Source organism: Lactiplantibacillus sp. 3062, from assembly GCF_055413545.1.
In genome coordinates this window covers 367,466-386,632 of sequence record NZ_JBVAYE010000002.1, presented here as the reverse complement: position 1 = coordinate 386,632, position 19,167 = coordinate 367,466, and the positions used below count along the sequence as shown (strand labels likewise).

Here is a 19,167-nt window from a genome sequence, read left to right as displayed (position 1 = left end):
AGTGAATTCAAGTTAGTGAGGGATCTTTACATGACGAAAGAAGAAATTTTCGATAAAATTGCGGATATCATTGCTGATCGGTTCGAAGTTGATAAAGCAACGATTACCAACGAAATGAACTTGCAAACCGATTTGGATGCTGATTCCATCGATTTTGTTGAGTTTGTACTGGAATTAGAAGACACCTTTGGTAGCGAAATCTCAGACGAAGATGCCGAAAAATTGTCAACGGTCGGCGAAGTCGTCGATTACGTGGCAGCGCACCAAGCAAAATAAGTTAATTGACCAAGCAAAAACAGGTAGCCAACATGGTTACCTGTTTTTGCTTGTCTGACTACGAAAGTACCGATATCATTGTTATTGACCACTAAATCATAGTATAATGTTATGATATGCAATGTGTGACCTGTTGACTGACTGATTATCAGATGAATCCTTACTTAAGCGGACTTTTAACTTGTGTTTCTATATTGTTGGCTTCTGATCATCCACGGTCGATTGCCACGGCTGGGTGAAACTGAACATTGCGTGTAAGAGTAGCACTGAATACATGTCGGAAGCACTCGAACGGCAGATGAATGACCACCTTAAATAATGATTCATGCTAAGTTAGGCACCACCAGTAACAGATTGTGATAACTGGCTGATCCAATGGGGTTAGTCGATAGAATGATAACGAAAGGAAGTTTCAAATGATTACAGAATTAGCTGCAATGTTGAAGGAACGGTTTGGCATTGTGTTTAACGATCCCGATTTATTGGCGGAGGCGTTTACACAAGCCTCGTATGTCAATGAACATCAGGACCAACAGTTGAAGTATTACGAACGGGTCGAATTTTTGGGGGATGCCGTCTTGGAGTTAGTGGTGTCCGAATATTTATACAAACGTTATAAAGACATGCCCCAAGGTAAGTTGACTCGTTTACGGGCCGCCATGGTTTGTGAAGAAAGTTTTGCAAGCTTTGCCCGTGAATGCGACTTTCCTCAGTACATCCGGTTAGGCAAGGGCGAACAAAAAGCGCATGCTTGGGAACGAGATTCACTTTTATGTGATATTTTTGAATCATTTGTCGGGGCACTGTACCTGGATCAAGGACGGGAACCTGTTTTGAAGTTCGTTCATCAAGTAATTTTTCCTAAGCTGGATGAGGGTCGTTTTGATGGCGTTTTTGATTATAAGACGACCTTGCAAGAATACTTGCAACGGGATGGCGATGTCGCAATCGACTATCAATTAATTGAACAAGATGGTCCAGCCAATGAGCGGTCTTATGAGATTGCCGTACTTGCCGATGGTCAAAAAATCGGTGAGGGCTGGGGGCATTCCAAGAAGGAAGCCGAACAGAGCGCTGCTCGGCAAGCTTATTCACAATTACAGCAAAAGTAACCATTAATAATTACAGGAAGTTTGTGTCGAATGCAACTTAAATCATTAGAAATCAGCGGATTTAAATCATTTGCTGATAAAACCAAAATTGATTTTCAAGCCGGAATGACGGGAATTGTCGGCCCAAACGGTAGTGGTAAGAGTAACATTATTGAAGCTATTCGCTGGGTCCTCGGAGAACAGGCCGTCAAAAGTTTACGCGGCACTAAGATGACCGACGTCATTTTTGCCGGCTCGGCTAATCGAAAACCGTTGAATATGGCTAAAGTCACGATCACGTTTGATAACAGTGACCACTTTTTACCTTTGGATTACGCAGAAGTTAGTATTACGCGGAAACTCTTTCGTAACGGTGACAGCGATTATTTAATTAATAATCAGAGTTGCCGGTTGAAAGATATTACGAATTTGATGATTGATACTGGTCTGGGAAAAGACTCATTTTCAGTGATTTCTCAAGGTCGTGTTGAGGCGGTCTTTAATGCGAAACCAGAAGAGCGCCGCAGCATTATCGAAGATGTCGCTGGGGTCTTAAAGTACAAAAAGGATAAGTTCACGACGGAGAATAAATTAGCGGAAACGACGGATTATTTAGACCGCGTGAACGATATCATTGCTGAATTGAATCAGCAAAAGGGGCCGTTGGAAGAACAAGCGAGTCTTGCCCGGGATTATCAAGATCAAAAACAAAAATTTGATTATTTGGACCGTTCGCGGCTCGTTAAGAAGTTGACGATTGCTCGTGATCAACTGCAAGGTGTCAATGAAAAGTTAGCTAGTGCCAAGGCGTTAGTGGCTAAGTATCAGCAACAAGTTGATGCTGGGGCAACCAAGCTAGCTAATTTAAAAACCCAGCAGACAGCTCAATTAAAGCAAAAAGATGAGCTGGTAGCACAAAATCTTGAGCTGATTAAGACCATCGAAAACACGCAAGGACAACAAGGGGTTGACGCTGAACGGCGGCAAAACCAACAGTCTGAGCAGGAACGGCTGACGGCCAGTTTGACTGCAACTGAGCAACAGATTGCGACGCAAACCGAGCAACAAACCCAATTAGAACAAACATTATCTGAGCAGCAAGCCCAAGTTAAGGCAGTCAAAGCGCAAGTTGCCGAGTTAACGACGGCAACGAGTGCGGCCGGCCGTCAGCAGTTGGCTGATGAGCTGGAAAAATTACGCAATGCTTATATTGATGAAAAACAAGTTCAGGCTGAACTGAATAACGAAGCGAAGAACCTCGTTAAGCAACATCAACAGTCTGGCAGTCAGAGCACAGCGTTAGCAGAACGGCTAGCACAGGCTCAGGCTAACTTGAAACGGGTGCAGACGACCGTAGACGTGCACAATCGTGAGCAACGTGATTTAGAAAATCAAGTCAGTCAGCAGCAGGCCACGCTAACAGCCCAACAAGCCCAAGTAAAAACGAATGCAGAGCGGATCGACGAGCAACAGCAACGTTGGTTAGACGCGGCTGGCTTGATGCAGCGTGAAAAGTCACGGCTAGAGGCGTTGCAAGCTGTTCAGGAACGCTATACGAACTTTTATGCGGGCGTTCGAATGGTCTTACAACATCGCCAACAGTTTAGTGGCGTTGCCGGGGCCGTTTCAGAACTCCTGACCGTTCCTGATCAGTATACTAAGGCGGTCGAAGTTGCACTGGGCGGACAGTTGCAAAATATTGTTTGTGACACACAACAGACGGCTAAAACTGTTGTTAATTTCTTAAAACAAAATCACGCCGGTCGGGCAACCTTTTTGCCTATCGAGCGGATCACGGCTCGTCAACTTCCCGTTAACACTGAGCGCGATTTATCACAACAACCTGGTGTGTTGGGCGTGGCTAGCGAGTTGGTCGATTGTGAATCACGATTGACGGCAATCAAACGTTACTTGTTAGGAACAACGGCGATTGTGGACACGCTAGACCACGCGATGGCAATTTCACGGAGCAGACGTTTTCGGTGCAAATTGGTAACCATTGATGGTGAAACGATTGCGGCCAGTGGGGCCATCACCGGTGGTGCGACTCGCCATGATGATAATGGGCTACTCCAACAGCAACAATCCGCGGAAAAAATTGCAGCTAACGTTGCCCAGATGCAGTCTGAATTAGTAACCTATGAACAAGGGCTAGCAGACCTTAAAAAAGCTAACCAAGACTTGACGGTTCAGGTTGAAACGACCCGCCAACAACTAAGTGAACTTAAGGATCGCCTTAGTCAGACACAGGCCCAGTTACAGGCGGCACAGAGCGAGCAAACACAGCTAAGTCGTCAAGTTAAGGCTTTAACTTATGAGCAGCAACAGACGCAAGCTGATGATAGCTATGAAGACTTAGTGGCTCGTAATCAGCAAGCGCAAGCGGCTAATGCGGCTAAGCTTAAAGACTATCAGGACCAAATGAAAACAGTCCAACAACAGCAAACGGATTACGAAAGTTATCAACAGACTCAAACGACGAAATTACAAGCCCAGCGTGAACAACTGATTACGTTGCAGGAACACGTGAAACAAACGCAACGACAATTAGAACAATGTCAGGCGACCTTGGCGCAAAATGAAGAGACGAAAAAGCAAATTCAAGCGGATTTAACAGCAATTAAAACAACGTTAGCGAGCCAGCAAATGTCGGTCGCAGAACGCGATACGGTCTTGAAAACAGCTAAGGCTAAACAGGCTGCGGTTGAAGAACAACGGAAAACGTGTGAACAACAGCTAGCAACGCTTAATGATCAGGTTGAAGAATTATCGACCCAGCAAGTTCGGTTGCAACAACTCGCAGCGGCCGCAACGGATGATTACCGTCGCTTGGAATTAAGCCAAACAAAATTGACTGGCGAAGTCGACCACGCCACGGCTGATCTGGCTGAAAAGTACCAGTTGACAGTTGCCGCAGCACAAGCTGACGTCAGTGACTTAGCGTTACCTGCGATTACAGAACAGTTGAAACTGCTTAAACGGGGCTTGGATGAGATTGGAACGGTAAACCTCGGCGCGATTGACGAATTCGAGCGGGTCAAGGAACGCTTTGACTTTCTCAATAACCAAGCTTCCGATTTAACTGAAGCCAAGGAACACTTACTGCAAACAATGGCTGATTTGGATACGACCGTTGCCACTCGCTTTAAAACGGCATTTGATCAAGTCGCTAGCGAATTTAGTACGATTTTTGAACAGATGTTTGGCGGCGGTAAGGCTGAATTGATCTTGACCGACCCAGAACATTTATTGACCAGTGGGGTTGATATCATGGCCCAGCCACCGGGCAAAAAATTTCAGCGATTAAGTTTACTTTCTGGTGGGGAACGGGCGTTAACGGCTATTACGTTATTATTTGCCATTTTAGCAGTGCGCCCCGTGCCATTCAGTATCTTAGATGAAGCCGAAGCTGCGTTAGACGATGCCAATGTGGATCGGTTCAGTCAGTATTTGAATGATTTTCAAACGGGAACGCAGTTTGTGATCATTACTCATCGAAAAGGAACAATGATGCACGCTGACGTACTTTATGGGGTAACCATGGAAGAGTCAGGTGTCTCCAAGATGGTCTCAGTCTCCTTGGCAGATTTAAAAGATGAACAAAAATAATTAAAGGAAGTGTTGAAGATGGGACTATTTAGTCGGTTAAAAAAAGCGTTTAGTTTACCAGAATCAGATGACGCTCAAACAACGTCAGCTGCCAGTGAAGCACCTGCAACGACGAGTCAAGCTAACGCACCGGTCAGTGACGACCGGGCCCCTTCGTCACAACAGTTAGCTCGCTCGGAGGGCGCAACAACTGAATCAACTGCGACACCGGTGTCCAGTACAGCCGTAAGCGAAGCGACAAGCACTGCGGACGAACCAGCGACAGTAAAATCGGCAGCTACTAGTGAAGCCCCGGCCGATAGCACGGCGGCAGTGAGTGCACAGTCTGGTTCACAAGCACCAATGCAATCGGCGACGGTGTCGGAAGCGCCACTCACAGCCAGTGCAATGGTTGCCCAGTCACTAGCTGCATTAAGTGCGAGTGCGGCACAAGTTAGTCAAGCGGCCGCGAGCGACGTGGCGTTAGCGACTAAGTCTGATGCGGTAGTTGAAGACAACGCTATGTCAGAATCAGTAGCTAGTACGGCGCCAGCAGTCAAGTCATCAGCGCCAACAGCGACTGAATCCGCCGCACCGACTGTTAATGCGGCGGCTGATTCGGAATCGGCTGAGCCGGAGCCAACTGAGGCAGAACGTTATGATGAAGGACTGAAAAAGTCGCGGAAAACGTTTGGTGATCGTATCAATGCCTTCTTGGCTAATTTCCGCCATGTCGACGAAGCGTTCTTCGATGATTTGGAAGATACGCTGATCGAATCTGATGTGGGTTATGAGACCGCGATGCGAATTAGTGACGAGCTACGTGACGAAGTTAAATTAAAGAACGCGAAGAGCAAGAAAGAAATTTCAAGCGTCATCGTCGAAAAGCTCGTTGATATGTACGGTGAAGCTGGTGAAGGCGAGGATAACTCGATTCACATGGCTAAGAGTGGTCCAACCGTTATTTTATTTGTCGGGGTCAATGGTGCTGGTAAGACCACTACAATCGGTAAGATGGCGAACATGTACAAGCAGCAAGGCAAGAAGGTCTTGTTGGCGGCTTGTGATACGTTTAGAGCTGGTGCAATCCAGCAGTTGCAAGTCTGGGGGCAACGAGACGGGGTTGACGTGGTCGCTAAGGCCGAAAAAAGTGATCCAGCGGCCGTTTGCTTTGACGCGGTTAAGAAGGCTAAGGCCGAAGATTATGACGTGCTCTTTGTGGACACTGCTGGTCGGCTTCAAAACAAAGTCAACTTGATGAATGAATTGGAAAAGATCAAGCGGGTCATCACCCGTGAAATCCCTGATGCACCACACGAGGTCTTACTGGTGCTGGATGCCACGACTGGGCAAAACGCGCTGAACCAAGCCAAGTTGTTTAAACAGTCGACGGATGTCAGTGGGATTGTGTTAACTAAACTTGATGGTACGGCACGTGGTGGGATCGTCTTAGCTATTCGTAATGAATTGCATCTTGCTGTAAAGTACGTTGGTTTAGGTGAAAAGGTGACTGATTTACGACCATTCAATGCCAATGACTTTGTCTACGGGTTATTTAAAGATATTATCACGGGTTAAATCAGTTGATGATGGTCTTAAATTGAAAGCCAGTTAACGAAATGGTAATTGTTCTCAGCACGAGGACGATTACCATTTATTTTTACCACAAATGGCGACTGATAGTTGACGAATGGCGATAAAATCGGTACTCTTATTTAGTGTGTAGTCTGTATGATAAGCGTGAGGAGTCCCCACATGGAAATTGAAAAAAATTATCGAATCAATTCGTTATTCGAGTTTTATGAACCGTTATTAACGAATAAGCAAAAAGCCTATATTCAACTGTACTACGCTGATGACTATTCCTTAGGCGAGATTGCAGCGGAGTTCTCAGTTTCGCGCCAGGCCGTCTATGATAACATCAAGCGGACCGAAAAGATTTTAGAAGGTTACGAGGCTAAGCTGCATCTCTACCACGACTTTGTGGAACGTAATCACGAAGTTGACGCGATCTCTGACTATATTAAGCAAAATTACCATGGGGATACCCAGTTAATTAAGATGATTCAACAACTAGTCAACTTGGAAGCTGACTCAGAATAATAATAAAGGTTAGGTGACACTAATGGCATTTGAAGGCCTAACGGAACGTTTACAAAAAGCAATGACCAATTTACGGCGCAAGGGGAAGATTTCGGAAAGTGATCTTCGAGCAACCATGCGTGAAATTCGGTTAGCATTACTTGAAGCCGACGTTAACTTTACGGTGGTCAAGGATTTTGTTAAAACGGTTCGCGAACGTGCGCTCGGCGCAAAGGTGCTGGAAGGTTTAAATCCAGCCCAACAAATCGTTAAAATCGTTGATGAAGAATTAACGAAAACAATGGGTGAAAAGGCAGTTCCACTGAACAAATCGCCGAAGATTCCAACGGTCATCATGATGGCTGGGCTCCAAGGGGCCGGGAAAACGACGACGGTCGGAAAATTAGCCCTCAAATTAAAGAACGAACAGGATGCCCGACCATTAATGATTGCGGCCGACGTTTACCGGCCAGCCGCGATTGAACAATTGCAACAAGTTGGTCGCCAAATCGACGTTCCAGTCTTCCAACTAGGAACCGATGTCGATCCCGTTGAGATTGTGCGTCAAGGGATGGCACAGGCGAAAGAAAACCACAATGATTACGTGTTTATTGATACGGCTGGTCGGTTACAAATCGATGAGCAGTTGATGAACGAGTTGGCCAATATTAAAGATCTCGTTCATCCTGACGAAATTTTGTTAGTGATCGATGCGATGACTGGTCAAAACGCCGTTAATACGGCGGAGGGCTTTAACGATAAGCTGGATGTGACCGGGGTCGTCTTGACGAAGTTAGATGGTGATACTCGTGGTGGGGCTGCACTATCAATTCGGGCCGTCACTGGTAAGCCAATCAAGTTTGTCGGTCAAGGCGAAAAGATGACTGATCTTGATGTCTTCCATCCAGACCGGATGGCGGATCGGATTCTTGGCATGGGTGATATGCTGACGCTGATTGAAAAGGCGCAACAGCAATATGACGAAAAACAAGCCGAAGAAATGAACCTGAAGATTCAGGAAAACACTTTTGACTTCAATGACTTTATCGACCAATTAGACCAAGTTGACAAGATGGGGAACATGGAAGATATCATGAAGATGATTCCCGGCATGGCTAACAATCCAGCGATGAAAAATATCAACATGGACCCGAAAGACATTGCCCATATCCGGGCAATCGTTTATTCGATGACCAATGCCGAAAAAGCAGATCCGGATTTGTTGAACCCATCTCGGCGTCGACGGATTGCGGCTGGTTCCGGGCGGCCAATTCATGAAGTCAACCGGATGATCAAGCAATTCAACCAGACCAAAAAGATGATGAATCAAATGTCCAAAGGGAACTTTGCTGGTATGGAAGGTCTCATGGGTGGTGCCAATGGCGGTGGCGGTATCGGTGGTAAGATGCAACAAATGGCCATGAAGCGAATGGTTCGTCAAACTAAGAAGAAAAAACAAAAGCGCTTAGCCAAAGCAATGCGGCGTCGCAAACGCTAATTTATAAGTTTTTTTAGCCTGTCAAGAAAAAGTCCTTTACAAGCTATTGATTTACTGGTATATTATTACCTGTTAAAGAATTCGGGAGGTGTTTAAATGTCAGTCAAGATTCGTCTAAAGCGGATGGGTTCTAAGAAAAATCCATTTTACCGGATTGTTGTCGCAGATTCACGTTCACCACGTGATGGTCGTTTTATCGCCCAAGTCGGCACATACAACCCACTTACAGAACCAGCCCAAGTTAAACTTGAAGAGGAAGATATCCTCGGTTGGTTGAACAATGGTGCCCAACCTTCAGATACGGTTAAGAATATCTTATCTAAGGCCGGTATCATGAAGAAGTACCACGAAGCTAAGTTCACTAAATAATAAAGCGGTAATAGATCATGGCAGATATTAAAGCTTTAATCACCACGGTTGTCACCCCGTTAGTTCAATATCCAGACGATATTAAAGTTGATTTTAAGGAAACCACGCGTTATCTTGAATACAACTTAACGGTTAATCCCGAAGATATCGGCCGGGTCATTGGTCGGCAGGGACGGGTTGCTTCGGCAATTCGGACAATTGTGTATAGTGTCCGAGTTTCAGGACCTAAACGTGTCCGGCTTACGATCGAAGACGGACAACAAAAAAACTCTTGAGCGAAGCAGTGATGTTTTGTTTAAGAGTTTTTTTATATCTTGTTCCGGTTTTTGAGGACGAGTCAAAGTATCTCGATGACCGTCGTTGAGTAGATTAGTTGTAACATGTTGATGACATTTAAAACGAATAACAATCAAGCTAATTAAGAGGAGGAAGCTAATGGATTACTATCGTGTTGGCACCCTAGTTAACACCCACGGCATTCGTGGTGAAGTGAAAGTCGTTGTCGTGACTGATTTTCCAGAAGAACGCTTTAAAGTAGGGCAACAATTGAGTTTATTTAAAACCCCAGATGAAACGACTGGCGGGATTACTGTCAAAATCGCGAAGGCCCGTGAGCAAAAGGGGCTGTACTTTCTTACCTTTGAAGGGCTCGATAACATCAATGATGTGGAGCGCTATAAGGGGTGGACGATCAAAGTTCCTGCTGAAGCATTACATGCCTTACCAGCGGGTGAGTACTACTATCACCAGATTGTCGGCCTACAAGTTGTGACGACCGCTGACGAGCCTTTAGGGACTATTAAAGAGATTCTGTCACCTGGTGCGAATGATGTTTGGGTGGTCAAACGGGATCATGGTCAGTCTGACGTCTTACTACCTAAGATTCCCCAGGTCATTAAAGATGTTGACTTGGATGCGGGCGTGGTGACTGTTGAACTAATGGAAGGGTTGATTGATTAATGCAAATCGATATTTTAAGCCTGTTTCCAGAGATGTTTGCGGGGCCGCTTCATGAGTCGATGATTGGCAATGCCATTGAAAATGACGTCATCAATGTTGATGTCACTAATTTTCGGGATTTTACGACCGACAAGCATAACCATGTGGATGATTATCCGTATGGTGGTGGTGCGGGCATGTTACTCCAACCACAACCAATTTTTGATGCTTTGGCCAGCGTTCAGGAAAAACACCCGGCACCCGGTCGCGTGATCTTATTGGATCCGGCGGGAGTCCAGTTCAATCAACACGTTGCTGAAGACTTTGCTCAGGAAGAACACTTGACCTTTATTTGCGGCCACTATGAGGGTTATGATGAGCGGATTCGGTCATTAGTCACCGATGAAGTCTCGCTCGGTGATTACGTTTTAACTGGTGGTGAACTGGGTGCAATGGTCATGATTGATGCGACGGTGCGGCTCTTACCAGGTGTGCTTGGTAATTCGGAATCGGCTCCGGGGGATTCTTTTTCGAGCGGTCTCCTGGAATACCCACAATATACGCGTCCTGCTGATTTTCGTGGTATGAAGGTACCAGATATCTTACTGAGTGGTGATCATGGAAAAATTGATGATTGGCGCTTAGAACAGGCGCTGAAACGGACCTATGAACGGCGCCCGGACATGTTGACGGGGCTATCATTGTCAGGAAAAGCTAAACAGATGTTAGCAGATATCAAGGCGGATGAGTCGGAAGTGTAGGCTATGCCGTTAATTAGGACAAGTTAGTCGTGAAGAGTTCAAAAAAACTTGCGTGCCCACCCTCGAATATGGTATTCTATTTATTGGCTATTGTGCCCATTAACGATGTTCCGCTGACCAGGTTGTCACGAATGTCGGCGAAAGGAAGAAATACATTATGCGTCAAAACCAATTGATCGAAAAGATCACCAATGAACAACTTCGTACGGACATCCCTGATTTCCGTGCTGGAGATACAGTTCGTGTTCATGCACGAGTTGTTGAAGGTACTCGCGAACGGATCCAATTATTTGAAGGTGTTGTTATCAAGCGCCATGGTTCCGGTATCAGCGAAACTTATACTGTTCGTAAGATCAGTAACGGTGTTGGTGTGGAACGGACATTCCCATTACACACACCACGCGTTGCCGCAATTGATGTCGTTCGTCAAGGTCGTGTACGTCGTGCCAAGTTATACTACTTACGTAACTTACATGGTAAGGCTGCTCGGATCCCAGAACGTCGTCGTGGCTAAATCACAACGTCAACAATCATCGGTTGCAGCTTAGGCTGAGCTGATGATGGAAAGCTAGTTAATCATTTTTAATGATTAACTAGCTTTTTTTATTGGCGAAGTTAGTGACACGCTCAATCGTCAAATCATCGACCAATTTAGGTCGGTTCACAATGTGAGCATGCTGTGCTTGGATTTATAATTTAACAATCTTACGAGATAGCTCGTAATTCCTAATTTGAAGTATTATGATAGTAATACGAGTACGCGATGCTTCTTGGGATGCGTCAATTAGCTGAATATGAATCACTTGATATCAGACTAAACTGATTTATTTGAACAGGGTTGTCGCGTACCTGACGTGTATAACTAGTGCTAAGCTGGCGGCCGGGTTAACTAAACGGGAGATTGCTCAAAGCGAGCACGATAAAATAAAAGAGAGTTAGGTGAAAGCCGATGTTTGGATGTACGGGGAAACATCAGGTCGATGAACAGGCGTTATTGAGTCAGTTAGTTGACTTCGTTCTCGACACTAGTCTTACCGACCGTGAACGTAAAATCGGGTTGATGGCCAAAGCCGATTTGGAGCATCATCGCTATTCAATTGCTGTGTTAAATAAATTAGTGGTTAGTTTTCAAATGGAGGCGCTACGCAACAAGGGCCTTTCGAAGGCTGCTTCAAACTTTTATGATCAGATTTATCCAATATTAGTCGCGGCCAAACCAATGGGAACGAATTTAGGCTATATTGGGATGCATAGTACCTATTTAGATTAGGGTGTGTCAGTGATGAAGTTACTAGCGAAACCAGACCGTCTTCAGACGGCTGACGATGGTTTTTGAACGTAAGAGGCTGGCGTTCATCGGAAGTGTGTTGGTAACAGCTTAAATGAGAACATCGTGCGCATGTCCGTGCCCCTTTGAATGAAACCTATTCAGAGGGGCTTTTTGGTGTGGAAAAACAGTTCATGATCTGCGCGTCTTAACAATATTAGGTGATATGGTTGGCGGGCGATAAAAATTGTTTGGTGCTGCTAAATAGCTGGTAAACGATTTTGGCCGTAGAACAAATGCTATACATTGTTTGATAAGTACCGAACTGGGATGTGGATGAGCCAGATTCAAAATAAGTGTGTCAATATGTTGGTTATATCAGTATTTTAATGCAGTGTTATAGCGTGAACTGATACTACAATTAAATAATCTCAAAAATAATTTCGTCTATTTTTTGTTATGCACTTGTTATTTCAACTTATTTGAACGTATACTGATGATTGAAGGGGTCAATTAGGTGATAGTTTGATGATTAACACAATCGTTTCGGCACGGTACGAAACGCACCAAATATTACTCAGCTAAATAACTTGATTGCTCCAGGTACGGTTGAACTTTGGAGGCAGAATTATGCGGAATCGTTTAAATAAGTTGGGATTGGAAAGTAAGTCTCACTATAAGCTTTATAAATCGGGGCGGCGCTGGGTGGCTGCTAGTATCACAGTATTTTCAGTTGGCATCGGTTTGACTTTTAGCCAAGTTGAACAAGTGAAAGCCGCAACGGGTACGGGGGTTGACACGGCCGACAATAGCGCTAGCGTTAGTTCCGACATGGCAGAACCGAGCAATGCCGTCGTACTAAAATCAGCTAGTACGGCGACAGTTACTAAGACCGCGACTCAGGATGCAAAAGCTGCTACTGATGTAACGGCCGCGACTCAGGATACTAAAGCGACTACTGATTCAACTGGGGCAACATCAGCTTCCAGTAATCGTCAGTCGACAGCAGCTACGAAGCCAGCTGCCGAAGTCGGTACTGCTTCAAGTCGCGCTGACTCAAGTGCTAGCATATCAAGTACTGATGGCGCAAGTGCTAGTGCACCAAGTGTCACCAGTAAATCTACTGACACGGAAGCCACATCAGCATCCGTAACTAAAACGGCTACTACGAGTGCTGACACAGATGTGCTAAACACTGAGACGACAAGTTCATCAGTGGCAAATGATCTCACTGATGCTACGACAGCTAGCCAAACGCGTACGGAAACTGGGAAAACAGCCAGCATACCTACTGCTGAAGCACCGACCATTACGACTGCAGTGACAAGTCGGGCACTCCCATTGACGGGTGCGCTAGCGAGCAGGTCAGCAAACACGCCGGTCACTAAGTCTACAGTACAGGCGGTTTCAGCTATCACCAGTGAAGCTGAAACGAAGCCGACCGTATCGTTAGTCACTACGGGGACCGTGTCGATGGACTATGGCGAGGCGTCGCTGGCGGATCTAGAATCTCATATTAGTTCTCCAGATGAGACGCCGGCTAACGACGTCGCCTACTACATTCAAGATGCAGCGGGCAATTACTTAGAAGATGTAAACGGCAACAAGGTCAATTTGCTATATGCACTTTTTCTGGACTCTGCTGATGTCAATGATTACGTTGATGTTGTGTATACGGATGAACATGGGCAGGTCACGAAATATTCCGGAGATACGGACTTTTCAACGCTCGACCAAATTGGTAGTTACTCAGTGACGATCAATGCAGCGGGTAAAGCTGGGATGAGCCGGGTTATGCAAGACTATAATGCTTACGATACCTCGACCAGTGATTTGGATGACTTTGTCCCAACCTTTTCGACTGGGGCCTCCGATTATACCTTTACAATTAACATTGTCCCTGTAAAAATCACAGCCACCACTGGTAAGAATGGGCTAATTATACTTCGGCCTTCACAGTTGTATACGGGATCATTGACAATGTTGCCGGTAGTCACCGTTAAAAATGCAACAAAGCAAAATATCCTTCAAATTAGTAACGGCGAAATCGGCGATGCTAAACCAGGCGTAGCCGGCAAGGTCGGTCAACGTGTTTTAACGTTGGCAGATTTTACTTATACGTATCAAGGCACCGAAACTAACTTGACCGGTGCGGACACTGGCAAATATGCAATCACCCTTAATGACGCTGGTCGGAAGGCAGTTCAAGCTGCGCTGGGGTCGAATTATATTCTGGATGATGCGGCCGTTTTCACCACGACTGGTGCGGTGCAGGCTGCTGGTCTCGAGTTAAAGATAGCTAGTGGTACAGTGACCTATAATGGCAAGCCTCAGGGGACATCCGTAACGACTGGAACCGTGTATGATCATTTTGACTTTACCACGACGACTGACACGAACGTCGGTACCTATGACGACCTGACATACGCGTTAGCGGATCCCACGCAAGCGGCGATTTTGGCTAAAAACTATACCGTTACCACGACGGATGGGACGTTGGTGATCACGCCAGCAGATCTGACAGTCACGGTCAAGGATGATAATGCAGTTTATGACGGCCGAGCACATGGCACGACTGCAACTGTTACTAGCGGGACCAATTATGATCAGTTAGCATTTACCGCAGTTGCAGCAGATGGCAGTGGTGCGACGACTTATACTACGGTCGGCACTTATGCAATGACTGGGACTACGGCAGCCGATACCAGTAATTATAAAATTTCGTATGTCAATGGAACGCTGACAATTGATCCAGCCAAAGCAACAATTACGATTCCCAACAAGATTTATTGGTCGGATGGGACGCAAAAGAATTTGGCGGCGGTGGTTACTGGGACAGTTAATGGTGAGACCTTAAAGTATCGTGTGACCAACGGCATGAGTGCGGTTGGAACTAAGACAATTACGGCCACTCCTGATGCTGATGATTCGGTGAATAAAAACTATACCATTTCAGTCATTCCTGGCACCTTGACAATTGGCGATATTGCGGTTAAGTACCTCTACGAACATGTAGATGCTAATGGTGAGACTCAGGTAGATGCTTCGGAAACTGGTACGGCGACACATGCTACGGACGCAACGGCCACGGACTATTTGACCTACACGACGGCAGCCAAACCCAAGACGGGCTATGCGTTAGCACCCAATACTGGACTAGCCTATAATGGCACGTTAACTGATCAGGGCGGTACCGTGACGTATCGTTATTTGGCCAAGACTGAAACGGCGATCGTAACGTATTTTGACCAAACTGATAACAAGGTTATTAAGACGGAACCCTTACAAGGAGCGTACGGGACAACGGATGCGTATCGGACGGCTGATACGATTGCCGCATATGAGAATGCGGGCTACGACCTGGTCAGTGATGACTATCCAACAGTCGGGGTAGTCTATGATCAAGACGACATTGTCCAAAAGTACCAGGTTACACTTGTTCATAAATTTGTAACACGCACGCCAGATAATCCGGGTACGCCAGGCGAGCCGATCGACCCCGATAATCCAAACGGACCCACATATCCAGTGGGGACTGACTTTGAGGATTTAACTGAGCAAGTCAGTCGAACGATTCAGTATTTATACAAGGATGGTCGCACTGCTAAACCGGACAATGTTCAAGCGGTTAATTTTGGTCGTAACGTCACGGTGGATGAAGTTAATGGCACAGTCGTCTACACAGATTGGTTGACTGATGATGGGGCCGTGACTGGTCGTTTTGAGGCCGTTGATTCACCTTTGATTACTGGTTATACGGCTGATTCAACCAGTATTGCCGGCAATCCCGCCGTTGTATGGCAGGATGATGACACGACGATTCCTGTGACGTATACCGTGAACAAAGAGTATGCGACGGTCACGTATTTTGACCAAACTGATAACAAGGTCATTAAGACGGAACCCTTACAAGGAGCGTACGGGACAACGGATGCGTATCGGACAGCTGATACGATTGCCGCATATGAGAATGCGGGCTATCAATTGTACCGTGATGACTATCCAACAGCCGGGGTGATCTATGACCAAGACGGCAGTGTTCAAAAGTACCAGGTTACACTTGTTCATAAATTTGTAACACGCACGCCAGATAATCCGGGTACGCCAGGCGAGCCGATCGACCCCGATAATCCAAACGGACCCACATATCCAGTGGGGACTGACTTTGAGGATTTAACTGAGCAAGTCAGTCAAACCATTCAGTATTTATACAAGGATGGTCGCACTGCTAAACCGAACAATGTTCAAGCGGTTAATTTTAGTCGTAACGTCACGGTGGATGAAGTTAATGGCACAGTCGTCTACACGGATTGGTTGACTGATGATGGGACCATGACTGGTCGTTTTGAGGCTGTTGATTCACCTTCGATTACTGGTTATACGGCTGACCCAACCAGTGTTGCGGGTCGTGATACGGTGAGTGGGACGGATCTCAGTCCAGATGTACAAGTTTATTATCAGGCTAATCCTGAAAAAGCCACGGTGACCTATGAAGATACGACAACGGGAGCGGTGCTGACAACAGATCCGATAACTGGTGATTATCAGACCGTCTCGAATTATCGGACAGCAGATCGAATCGCTCAGTACCTTAATATGGGCTATGAACTGGTCAGTGATGATTATCCAACATCCGGTGCTGTGTTTGATAAAGACGGAAGTACTCAGGCTTATACTGTCAAATTGCAACATAAACTCCTGCCGCTCACCCCAGAGAATCCGGGTACGCCAGGCGAGCCGATTGACCCCGATAATCCAAACGGGCCCACATATCCAGCGGGTACGGCTGTGCAAGACTTGATTAAGCAGGTTGGTCAAACCATTCACTATCAGTATCAGGATAAAAGTACTGCTGCCGACGCTAATACGCAAACAATCACTTTCAAGCGCAGCGTGACGGTCGATGAGGTTAACAATAAGCTAACTTATACCGATTGGTTGACTGGTACGGCAACGACTGGTCATTACATGCCAGTCGATTCACCGGAAATTAAGGGCTATGTTGCTGATTCAACGCGTATTGCGGGTAATGACGAGGTGCGCAATGCGGATGCTGACACGAACATCGTGGTCACGTATCAGGCTAAGCCAGAGAACGCCACGGTCACGTATGTAGACGTCACTACGGGTAAAACGCTCGCTATAAAAAGCTTGACTGGTGACTATCAGACTACGTCCAGTTACCGGACGGCTGAAACGATTGCGAGCTATGTCAAGAATGGCTATCAACTGGTACGTGATAACTATCCCACTTCAGGGGCGGTGTTCGACGTCGATAATTTTGCCAAAACTTATACCGTGACACTGAAGCATAAGTTAGTCACGGTTACACCAGAGAATCCGGGTACACCGGGCCAACCAATTGATCCAGACAATCCAGACGGACCGAAATATCCAGTAGGAACGACCGCTCAAGATCTGACGAAACAAGTTAGTCAAACGATTAAGTATCGGTATCAAAATGGGGCTTCGGCTGGCACTGATAACGTTCAACTAATAACGTTTAATCGGGATGCCACGATTGATGAAGTTGATCCTACCGCAGTTTATACTGATTGGTTGAATGGCACTTCAGCTACTGGTCGTTATACCACCGTGATGTCACCCGTCATTACTGGCTATACGGCTGATAAAACACAGGTTGCTGGTCGTGATTCAGTTGCTAATACAGATTCAGACACACAGGTGGTCGTCACCTATGCGGCAAAACCTGAAAAAGCAACGGTCACTTATGTGGATGTCACGACGGGGAAAACGCTCGCTACGGCCAATTTGACTGGTGACTATCGGACACAATCCAATTATCGGACCGCTGAAACCATTGCAGGTTATGTTAAAAACGGTTATGAACTGGTACGTGATAATTATCCCGTATCGGGGATGCTGTTCGATGTCGATGATTTTGCTAAAACTTATACCGTGACACTGAAGCATAAGTTAGTTACGGTTACACCAGGGAATCCGGGTACGCCGGGCCAACCAATGGATCCAGACAATCCAGACGGACCGAAGTATCCAGTAGGAACGACCGCCCAAGATCTGACGAAACAAGTCAGTCAAACGATTAAGTATCGGTATCAAAATGGGGCTTCGGCTGGCACTGACAGTGTTCAACTGATTACGTTTAATCGGGATGCCACGATTGATGAAGTTGAGCCTACCGTAGTTTATACTGATTGGCTGGATGGGACTTCAGCTACTGGTCGTTATACCACCGTGACGTCACCCGTTATTATTGGCTATACGGCTGACCGGGCGCGGGTCACGGGAAACGATGCAGTAACTAGTGCGGCGCAACCGACCAACATTATTGTGACGTATGCGATTAACGCAGAAAAGGCGACGGTCATCTATGTTGATGTCACCACGGATAAAACGCTCGCGACCGTCAGTTTGACTGGCGATTATCAGACATCATCCGATTACCGCACGGCTAACACAATTGCTGATTACAGTAATCAGGGCTACGTGCTTGTCCGCGATAGCTATCCAGTTTCAGGAGCTATTTTCAATGATGATGGTGTCGTTCACAGCTATCTGGTTCAGCTTGCACATGTGACAACTGCGACAACCGAGACCAAGACAATCACGCAAACCGTACATTATCAGAGTACGACTGGCACGCAGTTGCACGATGATACGGTCAGAGCGATGACATTCACTCGTACTAAACGGGTTGATCAGGTCACCGGGGACGTAACGTATAGCAATTGGTCGACTAATCAGGCGGATCACACTTTTGAGCGCGTCGCGGCGTTCAGTATTCCGGGCTATCATGCGGTGGTAACGGGTACTCAGGCAGTCATGGTTACGCCAGCTAGCGTGGATGATGTTCAAACGATTCGTTACGTTACCGATAGGCCTTCAACCGGTGAGACACCAAAAACACCAGTGAAGACGGTGACAGTTAATAAGTCGGATAAAATTAAGACGACTGACACGCCAGATAAAGTCGCAACGGTCAAGACGCCGGATAAGGCTCAGACCGTCGCAACAACAACTGCTAAACAAGCTAGCGTCAAGCGGTCAGTGGATCTCAAACAAGCACAGGCTGTTGAACAGCCTGCTCAGACACGACCAGCCAATGTAAAAACGGTTAAACTGGCGAAGACGACTAAATCCGTTAAGCCAACCGCGGCTCATCAATCAGCCACCCACAAACAAGCGACTTTACCGCAAACCAATGATGATCGGCAAGCTAGTGTTGCGGCGGAACTACTTGGTTTGACTGCAGCAACCTTACTAGTTGGTGTGAGTGCAATTTTGAAGAAACGTCATAATTAGCCGTTAAATGGA

13 protein-coding genes are annotated in these 19,167 nt (G+C 46.3%); all 13 read left to right on the top strand.

Annotation, left to right across the window (positions count from 1 at the left end; all coding sequences use genetic code 11):
* The first annotated feature begins 30 nt into the window (after window positions 1-30).
* The 13 genes from acpP to ACWQAU_RS04740 all read left to right on the top strand — a co-directional run bounded on the left by acpP (window position 31) and on the right by ACWQAU_RS04740 (window position 19,155).
* Window positions 31-276: an acyl carrier protein gene (gene acpP / locus ACWQAU_RS04800; protein WP_003640376.1), complete on the top strand. Its 246-nt coding sequence runs from the start codon at window positions 31-33 to the stop codon at window positions 274-276.
* 416 nt (window positions 277-692) lie between these two features.
* Window positions 693-1,388, top strand: coding sequence for a ribonuclease III (rnc, locus tag ACWQAU_RS04795; RefSeq protein WP_003640377.1), 696 nt, complete (start codon window positions 693-695; stop codon window positions 1,386-1,388).
* A 30-nt stretch (window positions 1,389-1,418) separates the two neighbouring features.
* Entirely contained in the window at window positions 1,419-4,976 is a 3,558-nt protein-coding gene (smc, locus tag ACWQAU_RS04790) for a chromosome segregation protein SMC (RefSeq protein ID WP_021355950.1), read from the top strand.
* An 18-nt stretch (window positions 4,977-4,994) separates the two neighbouring features.
* Window positions 4,995-6,533: a signal recognition particle-docking protein FtsY gene (ftsY, locus tag ACWQAU_RS04785; RefSeq protein WP_027821412.1), complete on the top strand. Its 1,539-nt coding sequence runs from the start codon at window positions 4,995-4,997 to the stop codon at window positions 6,531-6,533.
* Window positions 6,534-6,710: 177 nt separating this feature from the next.
* Window positions 6,711-7,058 carry a putative DNA-binding protein gene (locus tag ACWQAU_RS04780; RefSeq protein WP_003640380.1) on the top strand — a complete coding sequence of 116 codons (348 nt, stop codon included), beginning with the start codon at window positions 6,711-6,713 and terminating at the stop codon, window positions 7,056-7,058.
* A gap of 22 nt (window positions 7,059-7,080) precedes the next feature.
* Entirely contained in the window at window positions 7,081-8,535 is a 1,455-nt protein-coding gene (ffh, locus tag ACWQAU_RS04775) for a signal recognition particle protein (protein ID WP_011101484.1), read from the top strand.
* Between the two features lie 96 nt (window positions 8,536-8,631).
* Window positions 8,632-8,904 carry a 30S ribosomal protein S16 gene (rpsP, locus tag ACWQAU_RS04770; protein WP_003638633.1) on the top strand — a complete coding sequence of 91 codons (273 nt, stop codon included), beginning with the start codon at window positions 8,632-8,634 and terminating at the stop codon, window positions 8,902-8,904.
* Window positions 8,905-8,921: 17 nt separating this feature from the next.
* Window positions 8,922-9,179 (top strand): RNA-binding protein KhpA, encoded by a 258-nt coding sequence (khpA, locus tag ACWQAU_RS04765; protein ID WP_003640382.1) that lies wholly within the window; start codon window positions 8,922-8,924, stop codon window positions 9,177-9,179.
* A gap of 160 nt (window positions 9,180-9,339) precedes the next feature.
* Complete coding sequence (gene rimM, locus ACWQAU_RS04760) at window positions 9,340-9,864, top strand: ribosome maturation factor RimM (protein WP_003640383.1); 525 nt, start codon at window positions 9,340-9,342, stop codon at window positions 9,862-9,864.
* Window positions 9,864-10,604 carry a tRNA (guanosine(37)-N1)-methyltransferase TrmD gene (trmD, locus tag ACWQAU_RS04755; protein ID WP_003640384.1) on the top strand — a complete coding sequence of 247 codons (741 nt, stop codon included), beginning with the start codon at window positions 9,864-9,866 and terminating at the stop codon, window positions 10,602-10,604. Before rimM ends, trmD begins: the two co-directional genes overlap by 1 nt.
* A 157-nt stretch (window positions 10,605-10,761) precedes the next feature.
* Entirely contained in the window at window positions 10,762-11,118 is a 357-nt protein-coding gene (gene rplS, locus ACWQAU_RS04750) for a 50S ribosomal protein L19 (RefSeq protein WP_003640385.1), read from the top strand.
* A gap of 435 nt (window positions 11,119-11,553) precedes the next feature.
* Window positions 11,554-11,874, top strand: a complete 321-nt coding sequence (locus ACWQAU_RS04745; protein ID WP_003645144.1) for a hypothetical protein — start codon at window positions 11,554-11,556, stop codon at window positions 11,872-11,874.
* A gap of 627 nt (window positions 11,875-12,501) precedes the next feature.
* Window positions 12,502-19,155, top strand: a complete 6,654-nt coding sequence (locus ACWQAU_RS04740; RefSeq protein WP_027821413.1) for a mucin-binding protein — start codon at window positions 12,502-12,504, stop codon at window positions 19,153-19,155.
* The last annotated feature ends 12 nt before the right edge of the window (window positions 19,156-19,167 follow it).